This window comes from Rhizobium aouanii, from assembly GCF_037002925.1.
In the GTDB taxonomy this organism is placed as follows: Bacteria; Pseudomonadota; Alphaproteobacteria; order Rhizobiales; family Rhizobiaceae; genus Rhizobium; species Rhizobium aouanii.
Window position 1 is genome coordinate 1 of record NZ_JBAMYD010000007.1, and the last position, 20,301, is coordinate 20,301.

Annotated in this window: 17 protein-coding genes; all 17 read left to right on the forward strand. The window is 62.2% G+C overall.

All coding sequences use genetic code 11. The features are described 5' to 3' along the window. The first annotated feature begins 337 nt into the window (after positions 1-337). The 17 genes from V8P77_RS13625 (at position 338) to V8P77_RS13705 (ending at position 20,135) form a co-directional block, all read left to right on the forward strand. A complete protein-coding gene (locus V8P77_RS13625; RefSeq protein WP_020051470.1) occupies positions 338-676 on the forward strand; it encodes a hypothetical protein in 339 nt (112 codons plus the stop codon). A 139-nt stretch (positions 677-815) separates the two neighbouring features. Further along, complete coding sequence (locus tag V8P77_RS13630; protein ID WP_011653303.1) at positions 816-1,022, forward strand: hypothetical protein; 207 nt, start codon at positions 816-818, stop codon at positions 1,020-1,022. A 157-nt stretch (positions 1,023-1,179) separates the two neighbouring features. After that, positions 1,180-1,986 (forward strand): pseudouridine synthase, encoded by an 807-nt coding sequence (locus V8P77_RS13635; protein ID WP_132612186.1) that lies wholly within the window; start codon positions 1,180-1,182, stop codon positions 1,984-1,986. A gap of 14 nt (positions 1,987-2,000) precedes the next feature. Then, a complete protein-coding gene (locus tag V8P77_RS13640; protein WP_335913170.1) occupies positions 2,001-2,699 on the forward strand; it encodes a phosphoribosyltransferase in 699 nt (232 codons plus the stop codon). Between the two features lie 91 nt (positions 2,700-2,790). Continuing rightward, positions 2,791-4,533 (forward strand): SLC13 family permease, encoded by a 1,743-nt coding sequence (locus V8P77_RS13645; RefSeq protein WP_335912957.1) that lies wholly within the window; start codon positions 2,791-2,793, stop codon positions 4,531-4,533. 84 nt (positions 4,534-4,617) lie between these two features. Further along, complete coding sequence (locus V8P77_RS13650; protein WP_335912958.1) at positions 4,618-5,562, forward strand: phosphoribosylaminoimidazolesuccinocarboxamide synthase; 945 nt, start codon at positions 4,618-4,620, stop codon at positions 5,560-5,562. A 211-nt stretch (positions 5,563-5,773) separates the two neighbouring features. After that, a complete protein-coding gene (locus tag V8P77_RS13655) occupies positions 5,774-6,376 on the forward strand; it encodes a TetR/AcrR family transcriptional regulator (protein ID WP_335912959.1) in 603 nt (200 codons plus the stop codon). Between the two features lie 169 nt (positions 6,377-6,545). Beyond that, positions 6,546-7,757 carry an efflux RND transporter periplasmic adaptor subunit gene (locus V8P77_RS13660; protein WP_335912960.1) on the forward strand — a complete coding sequence of 404 codons (1,212 nt, stop codon included), beginning with the start codon at positions 6,546-6,548 and terminating at the stop codon, positions 7,755-7,757. Between the two features lie 48 nt (positions 7,758-7,805). Continuing rightward, the gene (locus V8P77_RS13665) at positions 7,806-10,916 is read left to right on the forward strand and encodes an efflux RND transporter permease subunit (protein ID WP_335912961.1); all 3,111 of its coding nucleotides are present in this window, start codon (positions 7,806-7,808) and stop codon (positions 10,914-10,916) included. 147 nt (positions 10,917-11,063) lie between these two features. Continuing rightward, positions 11,064-12,497 carry an efflux transporter outer membrane subunit gene (locus tag V8P77_RS13670; protein ID WP_335912962.1) on the forward strand — a complete coding sequence of 478 codons (1,434 nt, stop codon included), beginning with the start codon at positions 11,064-11,066 and terminating at the stop codon, positions 12,495-12,497. Positions 12,498-12,671: 174 nt separating this feature from the next. Then, positions 12,672-13,715 (forward strand): LacI family DNA-binding transcriptional regulator, encoded by a 1,044-nt coding sequence (locus V8P77_RS13675; protein WP_335912963.1) that lies wholly within the window; start codon positions 12,672-12,674, stop codon positions 13,713-13,715. A 1-nt stretch (position 13,716) separates the two neighbouring features. Continuing rightward, a complete protein-coding gene (locus tag V8P77_RS13680; protein ID WP_335912964.1) occupies positions 13,717-14,739 on the forward strand; it encodes an ABC transporter substrate-binding protein in 1,023 nt (340 codons plus the stop codon). Between the two features lie 65 nt (positions 14,740-14,804). Beyond that, positions 14,805-15,632: an ABC transporter permease gene (locus tag V8P77_RS13685; RefSeq protein WP_335912965.1), complete on the forward strand. Its 828-nt coding sequence runs from the start codon at positions 14,805-14,807 to the stop codon at positions 15,630-15,632. Next, positions 15,629-16,408: an ABC transporter permease gene (locus V8P77_RS13690; RefSeq protein WP_029872014.1), complete on the forward strand. Its 780-nt coding sequence runs from the start codon at positions 15,629-15,631 to the stop codon at positions 16,406-16,408. Before V8P77_RS13685 ends, V8P77_RS13690 begins: the two co-directional genes overlap by 4 nt. Further along, positions 16,401-17,426 (forward strand): ABC transporter ATP-binding protein, encoded by a 1,026-nt coding sequence (locus tag V8P77_RS13695; RefSeq protein WP_335912966.1) that lies wholly within the window; start codon positions 16,401-16,403, stop codon positions 17,424-17,426. The genes V8P77_RS13690 and V8P77_RS13695 overlap by 8 nt, the downstream gene beginning before the upstream one ends. A 4-nt stretch (positions 17,427-17,430) precedes the next feature. Then, the gene (locus V8P77_RS13700) at positions 17,431-18,351 is read left to right on the forward strand and encodes a nucleoside hydrolase (RefSeq protein ID WP_335912967.1); all 921 of its coding nucleotides are present in this window, start codon (positions 17,431-17,433) and stop codon (positions 18,349-18,351) included. Then, positions 18,348-20,135, forward strand: a complete 1,788-nt coding sequence (locus V8P77_RS13705) for an adenine deaminase (protein ID WP_335912968.1) — start codon at positions 18,348-18,350, stop codon at positions 20,133-20,135. The genes V8P77_RS13700 and V8P77_RS13705 overlap by 4 nt, the downstream gene beginning before the upstream one ends. Positions 20,136-20,301 lie beyond the last annotated feature (166 nt).

Below are 20,301 nucleotides of genomic sequence, written 5' to 3' on the forward strand. Positions count from 1 at the left end.
TCATAAACAGTCAACACACCCAACCAAAGTTTTTTGACATTTTTGTAACAGGTTGATTCGGCTGGCATTTTTGTCGGTCGCTATTATCCACAGGGCGCCCTTTCGGGACGAATTCCCGAAAATTCCTTTACCAGCTGGTCAAAAATCCATCGGAACGCTGTTCTCAACGACCAAAATATAGCGATAAAACAGGATCTTGCGCGAAATTATGGTTAACGGAGGATTAAAGCGCCTCCGACCGGCAAACTTTAAATTTCCGTCACAAATCAGCGGCTGAGATTTCGGAACCTATCACCGAGTTGGGTGTTGTCTTTCCCATTGAAGGAAGGAGACCGACATGGCTGCCAATACCGATGATATCAGAGCATCTGTCAGCAAGGACATCGCCGCACTCCAGCAGGAAGTCTCGCGCCTGCAGAAGATGATTTCCGCTCAAGGCGCCGAAGCCTATTACGAGGTGCGCGGCCGCGCCGGCAAGGCTTATGACGAAGCCCTGCCCCGGGCAAAAAACGCCGTCGCCCAGATCCGGGCCGAAGGTGTGGCTGCCGCCGACGCAGCCCGCGAGCATCCGACCGCAACAACCACGGCTCTGGTGCTTGCAGGCGCCATTGGCTTTCTTGCCGGATACCTGCTTTCCGGCAGTCCGCAGCCGCAGCCTCGCCATTGGTGGCGCTGAACACGCCATATCACTCATAAACCAGCTTTTTGCGCACCCGCCGATCCGTTTTTCGGCAGGGTGCGTAAATGCTTATGTCTTAGAAAAACCAATTTTTAATGCCAGCTATGGGAACATAAAAAACGAAGGGAGGACTACCATGGAAAACAAGAGGGCCAACTGCATTATCGAAGTCAGTGTCGACAGCGCCGATGGCCGCTATGCGGTCGGCATCATGAATATGCGCCAGGCACTCGATCTGCCGGAAATGCCTAGTCTGTCCTACACCCATCCGGACCCGGTCAAGGCCGCCGCCGGTATCGTCGTCAGCCGCAAGGAACTGGCCGGCTTCATGGCTTGCCGCTGAGGCAGCGCCACCCTAACAAAGCCGCGACGGCGCTTTATCCAAAGCGCTGAGCCCTTTTGTAGCGCCTGTTATTCCCCTCGTTTTTTATTCACGCTGCTGGCATCCTTCTGTCGTTCATGCCAAGAAAACGGCATCAAAAGCAGGATAAGGATGGCAAATGAGGGAGCGGCGCCCACCGCACAAGACGCGTGAACGGACAAAGCCCGCCGACAACGCCGCGGCCAAAAGGGTTACCCTTCCCCGTGCCCTTTCCAAGCTCGGTTATTGCTCCCGCACGCAGGCCGAACGCCTGATAGCCGAAAATCGTGTTGCGGTTGACGGTCGTATCGTCAACGATACCTCCGCATGGGTCGATCTTGCCACGGCAAGCATCAGCATCGACGGCCTTGTCATCGCGGCCGAAGCGAAAATCTATCTGATGCTCAACAAGCCTCGCGGTCTTGTCACCACCCGCCACGATCCCGAAGGCCGGCCGACGGTCTATGATTGCCTGAGGGATTTCGACATCCCACATCTCTCTCCGGTCGGCCGGCTCGACAAGGCAAGCGAGGGCCTGCTGCTTTTCACCAACGACACCGAATTCGCCCAGATCCTGCTCGACCCGGTCACGCATGTGACGAAGACCTATCATGTCCAGATCGACCGCATCATGGATGACGAGGACATTGTCGCCATGACATCGGGCATCCGCCACGACGGCGAGTTGCTGACGGCGACCGCCGCGCGGCGCCTGCGCCAGGGCGACAGGAATTCATGGATCGAGGTCGAGCTCGACGAGGGCCGCAACCGCCAGATCCGCCGCATGCTGGAGGCGCTCGGCACCGAATGCCTGCGCCTCGTGCGCGTCGCAATCGGCGGGCTCGAACTCGGCGAACTGCCGAAAGGCGCCGTGCGTGCGCTGACCGAACCGGAATTGCAGGCACTGCGCCGGAAAACCGGCATGGAAAGGACGAGACGCAATTGAGTTCTGTGACAGAGATGGCGCCGCACGATTTCTGGCAGGAGCTTCACCCGCCCGGCACCTTCGCCGCCGATGGGGAATTTACCTCCTTCTATGTCGCCGTGCTGGAAGATGGCCGCCAGCTTCGCCTGCCGATCCGTGAGCTGGTGGATGGCGACCACGCCCTCGCCTCGCTGATCGTCAACCAGGCAAGCTTCGCCGTGCTCGATGCGCTCGCCGAAAGCCTCGCCGAAAAGATCAGGCCCATGCGCATCGACGTCGTCGCCGGCCTGCCGACGCTCGGGCTGACGTTGGCCGCTGCCGTGGCGCAGAAGCTCGGCCATAGCCGATACGTTCCGCTCGGCACCTCGCGCAAATTCTGGTATCGCGACGAGCTCTCCGTCGCCCTGTCTTCGATCACCACGCCGACACAGCAGAAACGTCTCTATATCGATCCGCGCATGCTGCCGCTGCTGCAGGGACGACGCGTCGCACTCATTGATGACGTCATTTCCAGCGGCGCCTCGATCGTCGCAGGTCTTCATCTGCTGACAGGCTGCGGCATCGAACCCTTCGTCATCGGTGCGGCCATGCTGCAATCGGAGCGCTGGCGCGAAAGCCTCGCAGCCGCCGGGCCGCAATGGAGCGCGCGAACCGTCGGCGTCTTCACAACCCCCATTCTGGAGCGGAACGCCAGAGGCCGGTGGCAGGCACCACCAGCCTGGCGCGCCATATGAAGATTGTTCAATCTTTGGCTGAAGTCACCTCTGTACAGCGCATGAGGAACGACTACAGTCCCGCCTGATCGATGAAACAACGGACCCGCCCATGTCGTTCGAGGGAGCATCCCTGCTGATCCTTTTGCTGGCGATGCTCATTCTCTTCTCGCTCGATCGCTTCCGCATCGAGGTGGTCTCGATCGCCGGCCTGCTTGGCGGCTATGCGCTCGGCCTTTATCCCGCCGAGCAGATCTTCACGGGTTTCGCCAGTCCCGTCGTCATCACCGTCGTCGAGATCCTGCTGATCGTCCAGGTGCTGGCGCGCGCCAGGCTCTTCGACAGTCTCGCCGCCCGTTTCGCGGCCGCAAGACCTTCGGGCTTCAAGGTCATATCAGGCACTTCCGCGCTCGCCGGCTTCATGTCCATCTTCATGAACAATATCGGCGCCTTTGCGATGACCTTGCCGGTCGCGCTACGTCTCGGCACGGTCCTGACGATCCCCCGCCGCCAACTCGTCATGCCGGTCTCGTTCGCGGCTCTGCTCGGCGGCCTCGTTTCGCTGATCGGCACGCCGGCCAACCTGCTCGTCAGCGATGCACTCGCCAAGGCGACCGGAACCGGCTTTCACTTCTTCGATTTCGCCCATGTCGGCCTGCCGGTGGCCATCGCCGGAATTCTGCTCATCACCTTTCGCGTGCAGCACCTGTTTCCGGAACCCGACGAAACACCCGCAACGGTCTCCCCGACGGCGCGGCGCATCGTCGTCGAGCGTCGCATCCCTGACGTCTCACCGCTGATCGGCGTAAGGCTTTCCGATTGCCCGGCACAGTTCGCCATCAAGCCGTACGCGCTGATCCGTGACGGCAACTTTGCGTTCGGTCCGCTCGACCAGTTGGTGATCGAACCCGGCGACGTACTGCTTGTCGAGGGCGCCGATGCGACCTTTGCCGATCTTGCCGCCACACGGGCGCTGATGGCCGACGCCCACGCGCTTGGTCTGCAGCCGGATTTCACCCGTATCGAAGCCGTGGTCATGCCAGAAAGCACGCTGGTCGGTTCGCGCGTCCGCTCGCTTGAAGTCTTCCATTCTCGCGGCGTTGCTGTCACCGCCCTTTCCATGCGCGCGCCACGCATCGAGGGCCGCTTCCTCGACCTGCAATTGTCGATCGGCGATATATTGACGCTGGAGGGGCCGCGCATTGCAATCGGCGAAGCGTTGGAGGAAAGCGAGTGCCTGCCGCTCGCCTCGACAGCACCGAGCGAACCGGCGCTCCTATCCTGGCGGCCCTTCGCGCTCTTTGCCTGCGGCGTCGCCGCCTCGGCGGCCGGCCTGCGTCCCGATGTCGCTTTTGCCGGCGTTGTGCTCGTGCTCGCTCTGCTCGATCATCTGAACATCCGTCAGGCGATGGCCGATCTCAATTGGCCGATCATCATCATGCTGGCGGCGATGATTCCGATCGGCCAGGCGGTGGCAAGCACCGGAGCGGCCGAAACCATTGCCGGCTGGTTGAGCCTCGTCGTGCCGATCACCCATCCGCTCTTCGGCATCGCCCTCATCCTCTTCCTCGCCATGGCATTGACGCCTTTTGTCAACAACGCGACGGTCGCAATCGTCCTGACCCCGATCGCACTGGAATTCGCAAGAGCCGGCAGGCATGCGCCGGACGCCTATCTGATTGCGGTCGCCGCTGGGGCGTCGCTCGATTTCCTGACGCCCTTCGGCCATCACAACAACACGCTGGCAATGGGTATCGGCGGTTACCGCTTCGGCGATTTCCTGCGCGCCGGCTGGCCGCTTGCCGTCACATGTTATGGCCTCGCCCTGCTCCTTATCGCCCTGTTCTGGCTTTGATGCGATACTCGATCGGCTTGACTTCCCCGGCAATGAAACTAGAGCAGGAAGTCTTCACCCAATAATGAAGGACAGTCGAGCGCCGTGCGAATTCTTTCCGAAGCCCATTTCCCGGAATTGCCGAACTATTATCGCGGCAAGGTGCGCGAGAATTACGATCTTCCGGACGGACGCCGCGTTATTATCAGCACCGACCGGCTGAGCGCTTTCGACCGCATCCTCACCTGCATCCCCTATAAGGGCGAGATACTGACGCAGACGGCGCGCTACTGGTTCGAGGCGACGAAGGACATCTGCCCGAACCACGTTCTCGACTATCCCGATCCGAATGTCGTCATCGGCAAGCGGCTCGACATCCTGCCGGTCGAGATCGTTGTGCGCGGTTATCTCGCCGGTACCACCGGCACCTCGATCCTGACGCTTTATAAGAAGGGCGAACGCGAGATGTACGGCATGCGCCTGCCCGACGGCATGCGCGACAATCAGATCCTGCCGGAACCCGTCATCACGCCGACCAGCAAGGAATTCGACGGCGGCCACGATGAGCCGCTGACACCGGCCGAAATCGTCACGCGTGGCCTTCTCACGAATGAACAATGGCAGACGCTGTCGACATATGCGCTCGCCCTCTTTGCCCGTGGCCAGGAGATGGCGGCGAAAAACGGACTGATCCTGGTCGATACCAAATACGAGTTCGGCACCGATGGTGACGGAAACATTATCCTCGCCGACGAGATCCACACGCCGGACAGCAGCCGCTATTGGCTTGCCGAAAGCTACCCTGCAAGCTTTGCCGCCGGCAAACGCCCGGAAAGTTTCGACAAGGATTTCGTCCGCGCCTGGGTGGCGGAGCGCTGCGACCCCTATAAGGACGAGATCCCGGAAATCCCCGCAGAACTGATCAAGCAGACCTCGGCCGTCTACATCAAAGCCTACGAGGCGATCACCGGCGAACGCTTTGTGCCAGATGATAGCGGCGAGACGCCGCTTGCCCGTGTCCGAAACAACCTCGCTCCCTATTTCCCTTGAAATGGCGACAGACGAAAACCGCCGGCCCGATCATCAGCTTGCGGCATTCCTTCCAATCGCGCTAGAGCGCCGCGCGTCCAACAGGACGCGCTAAGGACGCTCTATCACTTTGAATTGGCGCATAATCCTTTCCGAAAATCGATTCCGATTTTCGGGGTTATGCGCTAGCATCGGCAAAAAGGAGTATCGGGCTCAGCCCGGCGGGGAACAAATGACAAGAAGGCCAAGACGCAAGGCCGAGGAAACGCGGGAAGACATTCTTTCCATGGCGGAGATGCTGTTTCGCGAGCGGGGCTTCGTCGCGGTGTCGATCGCCGATATCGCCGGCGCGCTCCACATGTCGCCCGCCAATGTCTTCAAGCATTTCCGCTCCAAGGTCGCGCTGGTCGATGCGATCGCCGGACGTCATCTCGACGATGCCGCCGAGCGCTTCGCCGCCTTCGATGAGAAGCTGCCGCCGAAGGAACAACTACTCCGCTTCATCCTGCGCCTGCTGGAAAGCCACCTGCAGGACATCCAGAAGAACCCTTATATCTTCGAAATGGTGCTTTCGACGATCGAAGCCAAACTCGAGGCCGGCAATCGCTATCGCGCCCGCATTGAGGCGAAGCTCGGCGAGATCATCCGCGAAGGCATGGCGGAGGGAAGTTATCATTGCCGCGATCCCGAGAGTGCGGCGCGCACCGTCGCAGATGTCCTGGCCTGCGTGCTGCACCCTGTCCTGATCGCTCGCGACGACAAGGAGACACTCGTGCACCGCGCCGAAAAAATCGTCTGTTTTGTCGATGCCGCACTGCAAAATAGCGCTTGCTAAGTGATGATTGCTGAATTACGTCACTTCGTAAAGCTTTTCTTAAATTCGGATAACGGCATTTGAAGCCAACCCAATCCTGACGCCTATATAAGCCTGCGCTCGATCAAACCGAGCCCGCAAGCCCGAGTTCGTGGATTGAACGGCGATTGCCACCGCACAGGAATTCAGCATGATACGGCGTGCCCTCCTCGTCTCCTCGGCCCTGGCATTCGCAGCCCTTCTCGCCGCCTGCAGCGACAGCGGTTCGAAACCCGCCGGCAATGCCGGCGCAGGCGCGGCACAGCAGGCTGCCCCGGTCGGTGTGATCACGCTGACGAAGGGCATTTTCCCGATCACCACGATCCTTCCCGGCCGCGCCGAGACATTTCAGACCGCCGATATCCGGCCGCAGGTCAGCGGCCTGATCCGCGAGGTCGCCTTTAAGGACGGCGCCGAGATCAAGAAGGGCGACCTTCTCTATCAGATCGAGGATGCACCTTATATCGCTGCCGTCGAGCAGGCCAAGGCAGCGATCTCCAAGGCTGAGGCCAGCGTGCCGAGCGCTGAAAGCAATCTCGACCGCTACCAGCGCCTCGTCGGCAGCGGCGCCACCCAGATCGAATTCGAAACGGCCAAGACGACGCTGCTCCAGGCCAAGGCCGAAGTCGAGTCGGCGAAGGCTGCACTTTCCGCTGCACAGATCGACCTCGACCACACCAGGATCGTCGCCCCTTTCGATGGCATCATCGACCAGACGGCCGTTAATGTCGGCAACGTCGTCTCTGCCAACCAGACGACGGCGCTGACGACGATCCGCCAACTCGATCCGATCTACATCTCGCTGACGGAATCGAGCACCAACCTCTTGAAACTGCGCGACGCGATGGCCGCCGGCGACATCAAGGGCGCAGACAACGTCGTCTTCCACTTGATCCTGGAAAACGGCAAGGAATACAACCAGCAGGGCAAGCTCGACATGTCGAAGCAGGTGGTCAGTGAGACCACGGGCACCTTCATCATCCGCGTCCTCTTTCCCAATCCCGACCGCATCGTGCTGCCCGGCATGTATGTCCGCGCAACCGTCGAGCTCGGCGCCGAGGCCGGTTATTCGCTGCCGCAGCTGGCGACGAGCCGTGACGCCAACGGCCGGCTGACGGCACAGTTCGTTTCCGCCGACGGCAAGGTCGAAACCCGCGCCTTCGAGAACAGCTCGCCCTCCAACAATTCCTGGCTCGTGACCGAAGGCATCAAGGACGGCGATCAGCTGATCGTCAGCGGCCTGCAATCGATCACCTCAGGCATGCCGGTGAAGCCGGTCCCGATGAAGATCAACGACGCCGGCGTGGTCGTGGCTGCCGAGCAGCCCGCGGCCGGTGACGCGCAAAAGCCCGCAGCGAAATAATCGCCGCAGGCCCGCATCGTCACCGTCTCAGCCGCACAGGAACAACCGATGGCCAAGTTTTTCATCCGACGTCCGATTTTCGCCTGGGTCATTGCGATCACCATCATGCTCGCCGGCCTGCTGGCGATCTTCACGCTGTCGATCTCGCAATATCCCGACATCGCCCCGACGACGGTTCGCATCAACGCCACCTATCGCGGCGCCAGCGCCGAGACTGTCGAGAAATCGGTGACGACGATCATCGAGGACGGCATGACCGGCCTCGACGACCTCACCTATATGACCTCGACCTCCTCGACGGGTTCGGCCAGCATCCAGCTGACCTTCGGGACGAGCGCCGATCCCGATATCGCCCAGGTGCAGGTGCAGAACAAACTGCAGCTGGTTCAGTCGCAGCTTCCAAGTGACGTCATCGATGCAGGCATCAGCGTCACCCGCTCGACCTCGAGCATCCTTCTCGTCGGCTCGCTCGTTTCGACCGACGGCAAGCGCAACTCCGTCGACCTCGGCAATATCATGTCGACCTCGATCGAGGATCAGATCCAGCGCCTGGAAGGCGTCGGCAGCATCAATGTCTTCGGCTCGGGATACGCCATGCGCGTCTGGCTCGATCCGTTCAAGCTCTTGAAATACCAGTTGACGCCGAGCGACGTGACATCTGCCATCCAGGCGCAGAACACCCAGGTTTCCGTCGGTTCACTCGGTGCCCAGCCGACGATCCCCGGCCAGCAGATCAACGTCACCATCACCGCCCAAAGCCAGCTGACCACCGTCGCCGATTTCGAGCACATCATCCTGAAGGTCGAAAAGGACGGCGCGACGGTTCGCTTGAGCGACGTCTCGCGCATCGAGATCGGTCAGGAAAGCTACGGCGGCAGTTCGCGCTACAACGGTCAGCCGTCGACCGGTTTCGCCGTCAACCTTGCAATCGGCGCCAACGCCATCGATACCGCAGCCCGCGTGCGCTCCGCACTCGAGGTTATCGGCCGCGGTCTGCCGGCAGGTGTCGAGATCACCTATCCCTACGACACCACGCCCTTCGTGGAACTGTCGATCGAGAAGGTCGTGCACACGCTGATCGAGGCGATCGTGCTCGTCTTCGTGGTGCTGCTTGTCTTCCTGCAGAATCTCCGTGCGACGCTGATCCCGACGATTGCCGTTCCCGTGGTGCTGCTCGGCACCTTCGGGGTGCTGGCGGTCACCGGCTATTCGATCAATACCTTGACGATGTTCGCCATGGTGCTGGCGATCGGCCTTCTCGTCGACGACGCCATCGTCGTCGTCGAAAACGTCGAACGCATCATGTCCGAAGAAAAGCTTTCGCCGCTCGAGGCGACGGAAAAATCGATGGGCGAGATCACCGGCGCCATCGTCGGCATCGCGCTCGTCCTCACCGCCGTCTTCATTCCGATGGCCTTCTTCGGCGGCTCGACCGGCATCATCTATCGCCAGTTCTCGATCACCATCGTCTCGGCCATGCTGCTGTCGGCGCTCGTCGCCCTCGTGCTGACGCCCGCACTTTGCGCCACGATGCTGAAGCCGGTCGGCGAGCACAGGAAGCACCGCGTCGGCGACTGGTTCAACCGCAACTTCACGCGCTCGACCAACGGCTATATCAGCGCCATCGGCTATCTGCTGAAGCGGCCGATCCGGGTCATGCTGGTCTTCCTTCTGGTCGGCGCCGGCTGCGCCTATCTCTTCACCCGCCTGCCGAGCTCTTTCCTGCCGCAGGAAGACCAGGGCGTGCTGCTGACCATCGTCACCACACCGCCGGGCTCGACTACGCAGCAGACCCAGGCAGTCGTCGAAAAGGTCGAGAAATACTATCGTGAAAACGAGAAGGACGCCGTCGATTCCGTATTCGGCGCGCTCGGTTTCGGCTTCAGCGGTTCCGGCCAGAACAGCGCCATCGTCTTCACCAAGCTCAAGGATTTCTCGCTGCGCACCGATCCGACGCTGAGCGCTCAATCGGTCGTCAACCGGGCGCTTGGCAATTTCTTTGCGATCCGCGAGGCGCAGGTCTTCGCGCTGCTGCCGCCAGCGATCCAGGGTCTTGGGGTGTCGAGCGGCTTCTCCATGTATCTCGTCGATACCGGCGGCCACGGCAACGACGCCCTGACGGCCGCCTCCAAGCGGCTGATCCAGATGGGCAATAGCTCGGGCAAGATCGTGGCGCTGCGCAGCAGCAACAAGGAAGTCGAGCCGCAGATGCGCATCGTGCTCGATCAGGAAAAGATCGGCGCCATGGGCGTCGACATTACCTCGGTCAATTCGATGCTGTCGATCATCTTCACCGGCCGCGACGTCAACGACTTCACGCTGAACGGCGAGATCAAGCCGGTCTACGTCGAGGGCGATGCGCCCTTCCGCATGCAGCCGAGCGATCTGAACCACTGGTACGCCCGCAACAATGACGGCGAAATGGTGCCCTTCTCCGCCTTTACCCGCACGGAGTGGGTGAAGGGGGCGCCTTCGCTTGCCCGCTTCAACGCCGTCAGCGCCATTCCGCTCGACGGAGCGTCTGCACCCGGAGTTTCCTCCGGCGATGCGATGAACGAAATGGAAGCACTGACCAATCAGCTCGGCGGTGGTTATACGGTCGCCTGGCAGGGCATCTCCTATCAGGAGCGGCTGTCCGGTTCGCAGGCGCCGATGCTTTATGCGATCTCGGTGCTGGTCGTCTTCCTCTGCCTGGCTGCGCTTTACGAAAGCTGGTCGATCCCGTTCTCGGTGATCATGGCGGTGCCTGTCGGCATCCTCGGGGCGCTGACGGCGGCAACGGTCTTCGGACAGGCGAACGACGTCTATTTCAAGGTCGGCTTGCTCACAACCATCGGGCTGGCGGCGAAGAACGCCATCCTGATCGTCGAATTCGCCAAGGATCGTATGGAAAGCGGCATGGGGCTCTACGAGGCGACATTGGAAGCGGCAAGGTTGCGGCTGCGGCCGATCATCATGACCTCGCTTGCCTTCATTCTCGGCGTCGTGCCGCTGGCGATCGCGACAGGCGCGGGCTCGGCGGCGCAGAATGCCATCGGTATCGGCGTTCTCGGCGGCATGCTGGCGGCCACAATGCTCGGAATTTTCTTCGTGCCGTCGTTTTTCGTCGTCATTCGACGCATCTTTGCCACACGCGCCAAAAATGCGGCAGGACTGTGATATAAATGCACTGTGATAATGCAGTTCCCGTTGCTACATTGCGCCCGACTGCTTCGGTGTGTTTTTTGGTATGACGAGGCGCGGCGGCGATAGTGAAGCATGAAGCTTCGGACAAGAATTGACTTGCTCGAGTACAGGATGAAATGAATGGTATCTCTTCGTTTTGCCACACCGGCATTATTGTTATTGTTGTCGGGCTGCGTCGTAGGCCCGGATCATGCTCCTCCTGAAATGCCGCTGCCCGCCAAATTCGGAGAAGGCGGAGCGAAGAGTGTAGGCGACGTTGCAACCGCAGCCTGGTGGACCGCCTTCAGCGATCCCAAACTGAATGGCTATGTCCAGGCCGGACTCGATCAGAACCTGACCGTCCAGCAGGCGATCGAACGCATCAATTCGGCTTCCGCCAACGTCATCGCCGCCGGCGCCGGCGGCCTGCCGAACCTGAACGTCGGCGCTTCGCACACGATCAGCGGCCAGAAGGGCGAGCTGCGCACACAGTTCGACACGCGCAACACCAGTGCCGGCGACGTCCAGCTGAGCTGGCTGCTCGACCTCTTCGGCCTCTACAAGCGCAGCACCGAGAGCGCGCTTGCGTCGCTCGATTCAGCATACGCATCCGCTGATGTCGCCAAGCTGACCCTCGTGCAGGATCTCGTCTCGAGCTATATCGACGTTCGCTATTATCAGCAGCGCCTGGCGCTTTCGAGGGCCAACCTGAAGTCTCGTCAGGAAACCTACGAACTGACCAAGTTCCAGCTTGAAGCCGGCGCCGCCTCGCGTCTCGACGTCGTTCAGGCCGAAGGCCTGGTGCAGTCGACGCTCGCCGAAATTCCCGGCCTCGAAACCAACATCCGCATATCGGCCCATCACATCGCCACGCTGCTCGGCTTGCCGGCCTCGGCTCTCGTCGATGAATTGCTGAAGGGCCGTGGCCAGCCGGTATTCCGCGGCGGCATCACCTCCGGCATTCCGGCAGATCTGATCCGCAACCGTCCCGACATTCGCGTAGCGGAGCGTGATCTCGCCGCCGCAACGGCCAATATCGGCGTTGCCCAGGCGCAGCTTTATCCGAGCATCTCGCTCAGCGGCTCGATCTCGCCGTCCTACATCAACCAGCGCGGCGTCCATGGCGGCCTGACCGGCTGGTCCTTCGGCCCGACCCTCAATCTGCCGATTTTCGACGGCGGCGCCCTGCGCGCCAACGTCAAGACGGCACAGTCCAATGCCGCCAGTGCCTATCTCAACTGGAAGTCGACGGTGCTGTCCGCCGTCGAACAGGTCGAAAATGCGCTTGCCGCCGTCCGGCGTGACGCCCGCACGGTCGCAGCACTTCAGGCTCAAGTGAAGACTACGCAGGAAACGCTCGAGCTTTCCACAGCATCGTACAAGGACGGCGCCTCTTCGCTGCTCGACGTTCTCGACGCCCAGCGGCAGGTTTCGCTCGCTCAGGCAAGCCTTGCCGCAGCCGTCCAGCAGATGGCCAAGGACTATGTCTCGCTGAACATCGCAATCGGCGGCGGTTTCGCCCCCGGCGGCAAGACCACCGCACCGGCGGTGAAGGTTGTGGCTGTCAAGGGCTGACAGCTGCTTCAATCGACCTGAAAGTACAAAGCCTCGCGATCGTCTCGCGGGGCTTTTTCTTATCTGCCGCGTGCCGTAACCGAATAATTGCGCATAAGATGAATTCGGATTCGACAGGCGGGATAAGCTGAGCTATCACTCTGATTAAACGATTAATCAGAGTGATCGTCAATCATGGCAACACCTCGCCCGGGACCGAACCTCAGCAGGATAGCAACGTCGCTCGGCGTCTCCGTCGCCACGGTCTCCAATGCGCTTTCCGGCAAGGGCCGGGTTTCCGGCCAACTGGTCGAAAGAATCCGTGAGCATGCAGCCGAGCTCGGCTACGTCCCGAGCCAGGCCGGGCGGGCGCTGCGGACCGGCCGCAGTGGCGTTCTCGGCCTGGTGCTGCCCGATATCGCCAATCCGCTGTTCCCGAAGATCGCGCAGGCAATCCAATTCGCGGCCTCCGCCGCAGGTTACGGCGTGCTGATCGCCGATTCCCGCGGTGATGTCGCCGCCCAGACCGAGGCGATCAACCGGCTGGTCGAGCGCGGCGTCGACGGCATGGTCGTCATTCCCCGCCGCGCCACCCGCATTTCATCCGCCGCCTGTCCGGTCGCCGTCATCGACACTCCCTCGACGCCCGGCAACACCGTCGCCGCCGACCATTGGCAGGGCGGCCATGAAATCGCCGGCCATCTCGCAGGCCTCGGCCATCGCCGTATCCTCATCATCGGCAACAATCAGGAATCCAACGTCCAGAACGACCGCGCCGGCGGCATCCGCTCCGGCATGCGCCCGGGCATGCATTCGGAAACGCTGTGGATCGACAGGCTGGAGCAGGAGAACGGCGGCGACTGCCCGCTCGGCCTCCCCGAAAAAGTCAGGCAGGGTTTCACCGCCTTCGCAGCCCTCTCCGACCTGCAGGCGCTGCGGGCGCTGACGGAGTTGCAGCAGGCAGGTATTACCATTCCCACCGACGTCAGCGTCACCGGTTTCGACGACCTCATCTGGTCGCCTGTTGTCACACCGTCGCTGACGACGGTCCGGATGGACATGGATAGGATTGCCGGGATCGCCGTGTCGGCGCTCGTGGATACCATAAGAACAAGCAGCATCCGGGAGGGCATGCTCGTTACCGCGGAGATCGAACGCGTCGCCATGCAGTTGATCGTCCGCCAATCATCCGGGCCTGCGAACCCGGCACCAAGAACCTCAGAGATGGAGAACATGTAAGATGAAAAAAGCTCTTTTTGCCTCGGCAGCGTTCGCCGCCCTTTCGCCGCTCGCCGCATCCGCAGCAGAACGAACCCTGACGATTTCCGTCTATGCCTTTGCGCAGGATGATTTCAAGACGCTGGTCTACGATCCGTTCGAAGCCAAATGCGGCTGCAAGCTGGTGGTCGAGACCGGCAACAGCGTCGAGCGTCTGGCCAAGATGGAGGCGAACAAGGCCAACCCCGTCGTCGATCTCGCCGCCGTTTCCATGGCCGATGCGCTGGCCGCGTCCCGCGCCGGTCTGATCGACAAGATCGATACCGCGAAACTCACCGATTTCGCCAAGCTCTATGATGTCGCCAAGGATCCGAACGGCGACGGCATGAGCGTCGGTTACACCTTCTACGCCACTTCGATTGCCTATCGCTCCGACAAGATGAAGATCGACTCCTGGGCCGATCTCTTGAAACCGGAATATGTCGGCCACGTCGCCTTTCCGAACGTGACCACCAACCAAGGCCCGCCGGCGCTCTATATGCTCGGCCTGGCGCTCGGCAAGGACACGCCGGATCTGAAGGGACCGATCGAAGCGCTGGGCGAGAAGAAGGACGACATCGTCACCTTCTACGAAAAGTCCTCGCAGCTGGTGCAACTGATGCAGCAGGAGGAGATCTGGGCAGCGCCGATCGGCCGTTTCTCCTGGGCCGGCTTCACCAAGCTCGACGTCCCGGTCGCCTGGGCAACGCCGAAGGAGGGCCAGACCGGCGGCATGAACGTTCTGGTCCTGACCAAGGGCTCGAAGAACCAGGATCTCGCCTTGCAGTTCATGGATTTCTGGCTCTCGACCGACATCCAGACCAAACTCGCCGAAAAGCTGATCGACAGCCCGGCAAACAGCGAGGTCAAGCTTTCCGAAGCCACCGCCAACAACCTGACCTACGGCGAGGAAACGGCCAAGAGCCTCAAGCTAATCCCATCGGCCGTCGCCCTCGACAATCGCGCCGGCTGGCTGAAGACGTGGAACGAGAAGGTCGGCCAGTAAGGCCCGCGTGAAAACTGGCCCCGGCCTCTGCCGGGCCTCCCTCTTCTCCGCTCGAAAGGCGCCTCATGTTCCAGAACCGCGCAGAAGCCCTGGCGCTTGCCTTGCCGGCAGCCATCTTTGCGACCCTGGTCTTTCTGTTGCCCGTTGCGATCCTCTTGTCGGAGGGCTTCCGCGCCGGCAGCAGCTGGAGCCTGTCGGCCTATGCCGATTTCTTCTCCGGGACGTTGAACCGCACCGTTTTCCTGCGCACGTTCCGGCTCGGCCTCGAAGTCACCGCCGTTTCCGCGGTCATCGGTTATGCCGCAGCCTTTGCCATCGTCAACCTGCCGGCGAATGGCAAGGGCCGGATGATCGGCCTCGTGACCCTGCCGCTGATGATCTCGCCAGTGGCCCGCACCTATGCCTGGATCGTCATTCTCGGCCGCACCGGCATCGTCAACCAGGCGATAACAGGCCTGGGTTTCAGCGCCGAGCCGCTGCGGCTGCTGTTCACCGAGACCGCCGTCTTCATCGGCCTCCTGCAGCTCTTCCTGCCGCTGATGATCCTATCGCTGATCAGCGCGCTCGAAAACATGCCGAAGGATGCAATTCCGGCAGCTCGCGTGCTTGGCGCCAACTGGTTCCAGGTCTTCTGGAAAGTCATCCTGCCGCTCACCAGGGAAGGCCTTGTCGTCGGCGGCACGCTGGTCTTCACCGGATCGCTGACCGCCTATATCACCCCCGCCGTGCTTGGCGGCTCCAAGGTGCTGATGCTGGAAACGCTGATGTATCAGCAGGTTTCCGTCGCCAATGATTTCGTTTCGGCAAGCGTCATCGCCTTCATCCTGATCGTTATGAGCTTTGCCGCCAACATCCTGCTGAAACGCCTTGCGACGGCGAGGAACCGCCGATGACGCTGCGCCTGTTTTCGCCCATCGTGCTTTTCCTGCTGCTGGTTTTCCTGATCGGGCCGTTCCTGATCATCATAGCCGCTTCGCTATCGTCAGGCGATACGCTGGCCTTCCCGCCGCAGGGCCTGTCGCTGCGTTGGGTGATGAAGGTGTTCACTATCGAGAGCTTCCGCGACAGCTTCGCCATGTCGATGTTCCTCGCCGTCTTCGGAACGCTCGCAGCCCTTCTCCTCGGTATCCCGGCCGCCTACGCCCTCTCCCGCTACAAGCTGCCCGCGGCCGAGACCGTCCGCACCATCGTGTCGCTGCCGATCATCGTGCCCGGCATCATCGTCGGCCTGGCGCTGCTGCGTTATCTCGTCGTGCCCTTCGGCTTCAACATCACGCTCGCGCTCTTCTTCGCCCATACGGCCCTGGTGCTGCCCTATGCCGTGCGCGTCGTCTCGGCGAGCCTCGACAATCTGCGCTCGGACATCGAGGAGGCCGCCGTCCTGCTCGGTTCCTCGCGGCTCGGCGCCTTCTTCCGCGTGGTGATGCCGAATATCCGCGGCGGCATCCTTGCCGCCTTCATCCTCGGTTTCGTCACCAGCTTCAATCAGGTGCCCGTCTCGCTCTTCCTCTCCGGTCCCGGCGTCCGCACGCTGCCGATCGACATGCTGGGCTACATGGAAACCACCTACGATCCTTCCATCGCGGCGCTCTCCGCCCTTCTCGCCTTTCTCTCGATCGGCATCGTATTCCTCGCCGAACGCTTCCTGGGATTCTCGCGCTATGTCTGATGCCTATCTTCAACTCGACAAGCTGACCCTTGCCTATGGCGACACGGTCGCGGTGCGGGACCTCGATCTCGCGATCGGCAAGGGCGAGTTGGTGGCGCTTCTCGGCCCCTCCGGCTGCGGCAAGACGACGACGATGCGCGCCATCGCCGGCCTGCTGACGCCCGCCGCTGGCCGCATCCGCCTCGACGGCGCCGATATCACCCGCGTCTCCGCCAACAAACGTGCCGTCGGCCTCGTTTTCCAGTCCTATGCCCTCTTCCCGCATCTGACGGTCTATGAAAACGTCGCCTTCGGCTTGCGTCTCAAGCGTATCTCAGGTGCGGATCTCGACGCCCGCGTCGGCGCCGGCTTGAAATCCGTCGGGCTCTCGGCTTTCGCCGGCCGCAAGCCCGCAGAACTCTCCGGCGGCCAGCAGCAGCGGGTGGCGCTCGCTCGCTCGATGGTGATGGAGCCGAAGGTGCTGTTGCTCGACGAGCCGCTCTCCAATCTCGATGCCCGCCTTCGCCTCGAAATGCGCGCCGAATTGCAGCGCGTGCAGAAGGAGACCGGCGTCACCATGATCTTCGTCACCCACGACCAGGTGGAAGCCTTGGCGCTCGCCGACCGCATCGTCGTGATGTTGAACGGCGGCATCGAACAGATCGGTACGCCGGAGGAGATCTACAACAATCCGGCCTCGGCCTTCGTCGCCGATTTCGTCGGCTTCGAGAATGTCTTCGCGCTGAAGGATGGAAAGCTTGCGACGCCGAATGGGCCGGTCGGACTTTCCGGCCCGGCTCCGGAAGCGACAGCGGGCCTCGCCTGGCGTCCGGGCATGGTGAAGCTTGGCTCCGGTGCTTTCCAGGGCACCGTGCGCGGCACGTCTTTCGCCGGCAACACCCGCGAATACCTGCTCGACACTCCGCTCGGCCCGATCAAGGCCGAAATCGATGCGGGCCTACCGCCGCACGAGATCGGCAGTCCGCTTGCCTTCGATCTGCCGGTTGCCGGCGCGGCAAACCTCAAACGGTTCGGGTGAAATCATGGGCGTCTGGATCGATACGGACATGGGGTTCGACGATATCGCCGCCATTCTGGTGGTGGGACAGTCGGAATTCGAAATCGACGGAATATCACTGGTCTTCGGCAATACGCCGCTGCCGCAGGTGAGGATAAACGCCGCCGGCGCCGCCAGTGCCTTCGGCTGGACGTTTCCCATCCACACCGGCCGCGCCATGCCCGTGCTCGGCAAATTGGAAACCGCTCAGGCGATCCTCGGCGAAACCGGCATCCCGACATCAGGCAGGAGTCTGCCGCAGGCGGCTGACCTTGCCGAAAGCGATGCCTTCACAGCACTCTGCCGCTGGCTGGAGTGCAAAGGCCAGCACCGCATCCTGGCGCTTGGCCCGCTCACCAACATCGCCGCCGTGGCGCTCGCCCGGCCCGATCTTGCCGGCCGCATCACCGAGCTCGTCTGGATGGGCGGCGGCGTCACGTCAGGCAACCATACGGCCTCCGCCGAGTTCAACGCGCTCGCCGATCCCGAGGCCCTCTCGATCGTCATCGCCCATGGCCTGCCGCTGCGCATGGTCGATCTCGACCTCTGCCGCAAAGTGCTGGCCAGGCCCGAAGACGCCGAGCCGGTGCGCAACGCCGGCGGCGCCAATGCCGAACTCATCGCCGATATGTTTTCGGGTTATATCCGCATCGGCACCAGCCGCGGCCGCCCGGCCATGGCAATTTACGATCCTTCCGCCGCCGTCGCCTTCGTCGCTCCGGATATTGTCAGCTTCCGCCCTGCCCGTATCGACGTCGAGCTGCAGGGCGCCTTGACCCGCGGCCGTACCGTCGTCGAGACCCGCGCCACGCATGCGACCTTCAATGCTCAATTCGCCGCCGACATTGATGCCGACATGGCGCGTGTCATCATTCTCGCTGCCCTGGTCAACGAGGCCCGCAAATGAACGCCACTGCCCGCCAAGAACCCGCCGATCTCAACGATCCTGCCTTGCGAGCCCGCGCCGTCGCTGCTGCGCGCGGCGATGCCCCCTTCGACATGCTGATCACCGGCGGCCGGCTGCTCGATGCGGTGACGGGCCTGATCCGGCAAGCCGATATCGGCCTCGTCGGCGCGCTGATATCAAGCGTCCATGCCCCGGCAAGCCGCACGGATGCTGTCGAGATCGTCGATGCGGCGGGCTGTATCCTGACGCCCGGCCTGATCGACACGCACATGCATGTCGAAAGTTCGATGGTGACACCGGCCGAATATGCGAGCGCCGTCTTGCCGCGCGGCGTCACCACGATCGTCTGGGATCCGCATGAATTCGGCAACGTCCATGGACTCGACGGCGTGCGCTGGGCGATGGAGGCGGCGCGCAGCCTGCCGCTGCGTATGATCCTTCTCGCGCCCTCCTGCGTGCCCTCGGCGCCGGCCCTGGAACTTGCCGGCGCCGATTTCGATGCTGCGGTCGTCGCCGAGATGCTGCACTCCTCGGCCATCGGCGGCGTGGCCGAAGTGATGAATATGCGTGGCGTCATCGACGGCGACCCGCGCATGACTGATATCGTCAATGCCGGCCTTGCCGCCGGCAAGCTAGTCTGCGGCCATGCACGTGGCCTCGAAGGCGCCGATCTCAACGCCTTCATGGCATCGGGCATCACCTCCGACCACGAACTTACCTCCGGCGCCGATCTCCTCGCCAAGCTTTCCGCCGGCCTGACGATCGAGCTTCGCGGCTCTCACGACCATCTGCTGCAGGAGTTCGTCGAGGTGCTGAACGGTCTCGGCCACCTGCCCCCGACCGTCACGCTCTGCACCGACGACGTCTTTCCCGACGAACTCCAGGAAGGCGGCGGCCTCGACGACGTCATCAGGCGCCTGGTGCGCTACGGCATGAAGCCGGAATGGGCCATCCGTGCCGCGACCTTCAATGCCGCACAACGTCTGAGCCGCTCCGATCTCGGCCTCGTCGCCGCCGGCCGCCGCGCCGACATCGTGCTTTTCGAAGACCTTGCGGAATTCCGGGCTCGGCTCGTCATATCAGGCGGCCGCATAATTGCCCGCAACGGCCGCATGCGGGTTGCCGTCCAGCAGATCGATACGGCGCCGCTTGTCAATTCGGTGAAGCTGCCGCCGCTGACCGAGAATGATTTTCGCATTCCGGCGCAGGGCGAGCGCGTCCGCGTCGCCACCATCGACCGCCCGCGCTTCACGCAATGGGGCGAGGCCGAAACCGAGGTCAGGGACGGTTTCATCGTGCCGCCGGCCGGCAGCGCCATGATTTCAGTCGTCCATCGCCACGGCAAGACCGACGCTGCCCCACGCATCGGTTTCCTCACCGGCTGGGGTGAATGGCGCGGCGCCTTCTGCACGACCGTTTCGCATGACAGCCACAACCTCACCGTCTTCGGCGGCAATGCCGGCGACATGGCGCTCGCCGCCAACGCCGTCATATCCGCCGGCGGCGGCATGGCGGTCGCCAAGGACGGCAGGATCGAGGCGATGCTGCCGCTGCCGCTCTCCGGCCTGGTGACGGATGCGTCGCTGAAGGACACGGCGCTGGCCTTTACCAGCATCCGCAAGGCGATGGAAAAGATCGTCACGTGGAAGCCGCCCTATCTGGTCTTCAAGGCCTGCTTCGGCGCCACGCTCGCTTGCAATGTCGGCCCGCATCAGACTGATCGGGGGATTGCCGATGTGGTGACGGGCAAGGTGTTGGAAAACCCGGTACTGGCTGTTTGGTAGATCGAGGAAAGCGCAGCTCCGCCAGAAGGCGTGCCGTGTGCCCTTCAAACGCCTAACCGATCGAACCATGCGCCGTTACGGCATCCCGGCATGCGTTGTTCGATGAGGTTGACGGCAGCCAGCCCGTCGGGTCCCTCCTGTGATGATTTTTCGGCCTCTCGTTCGG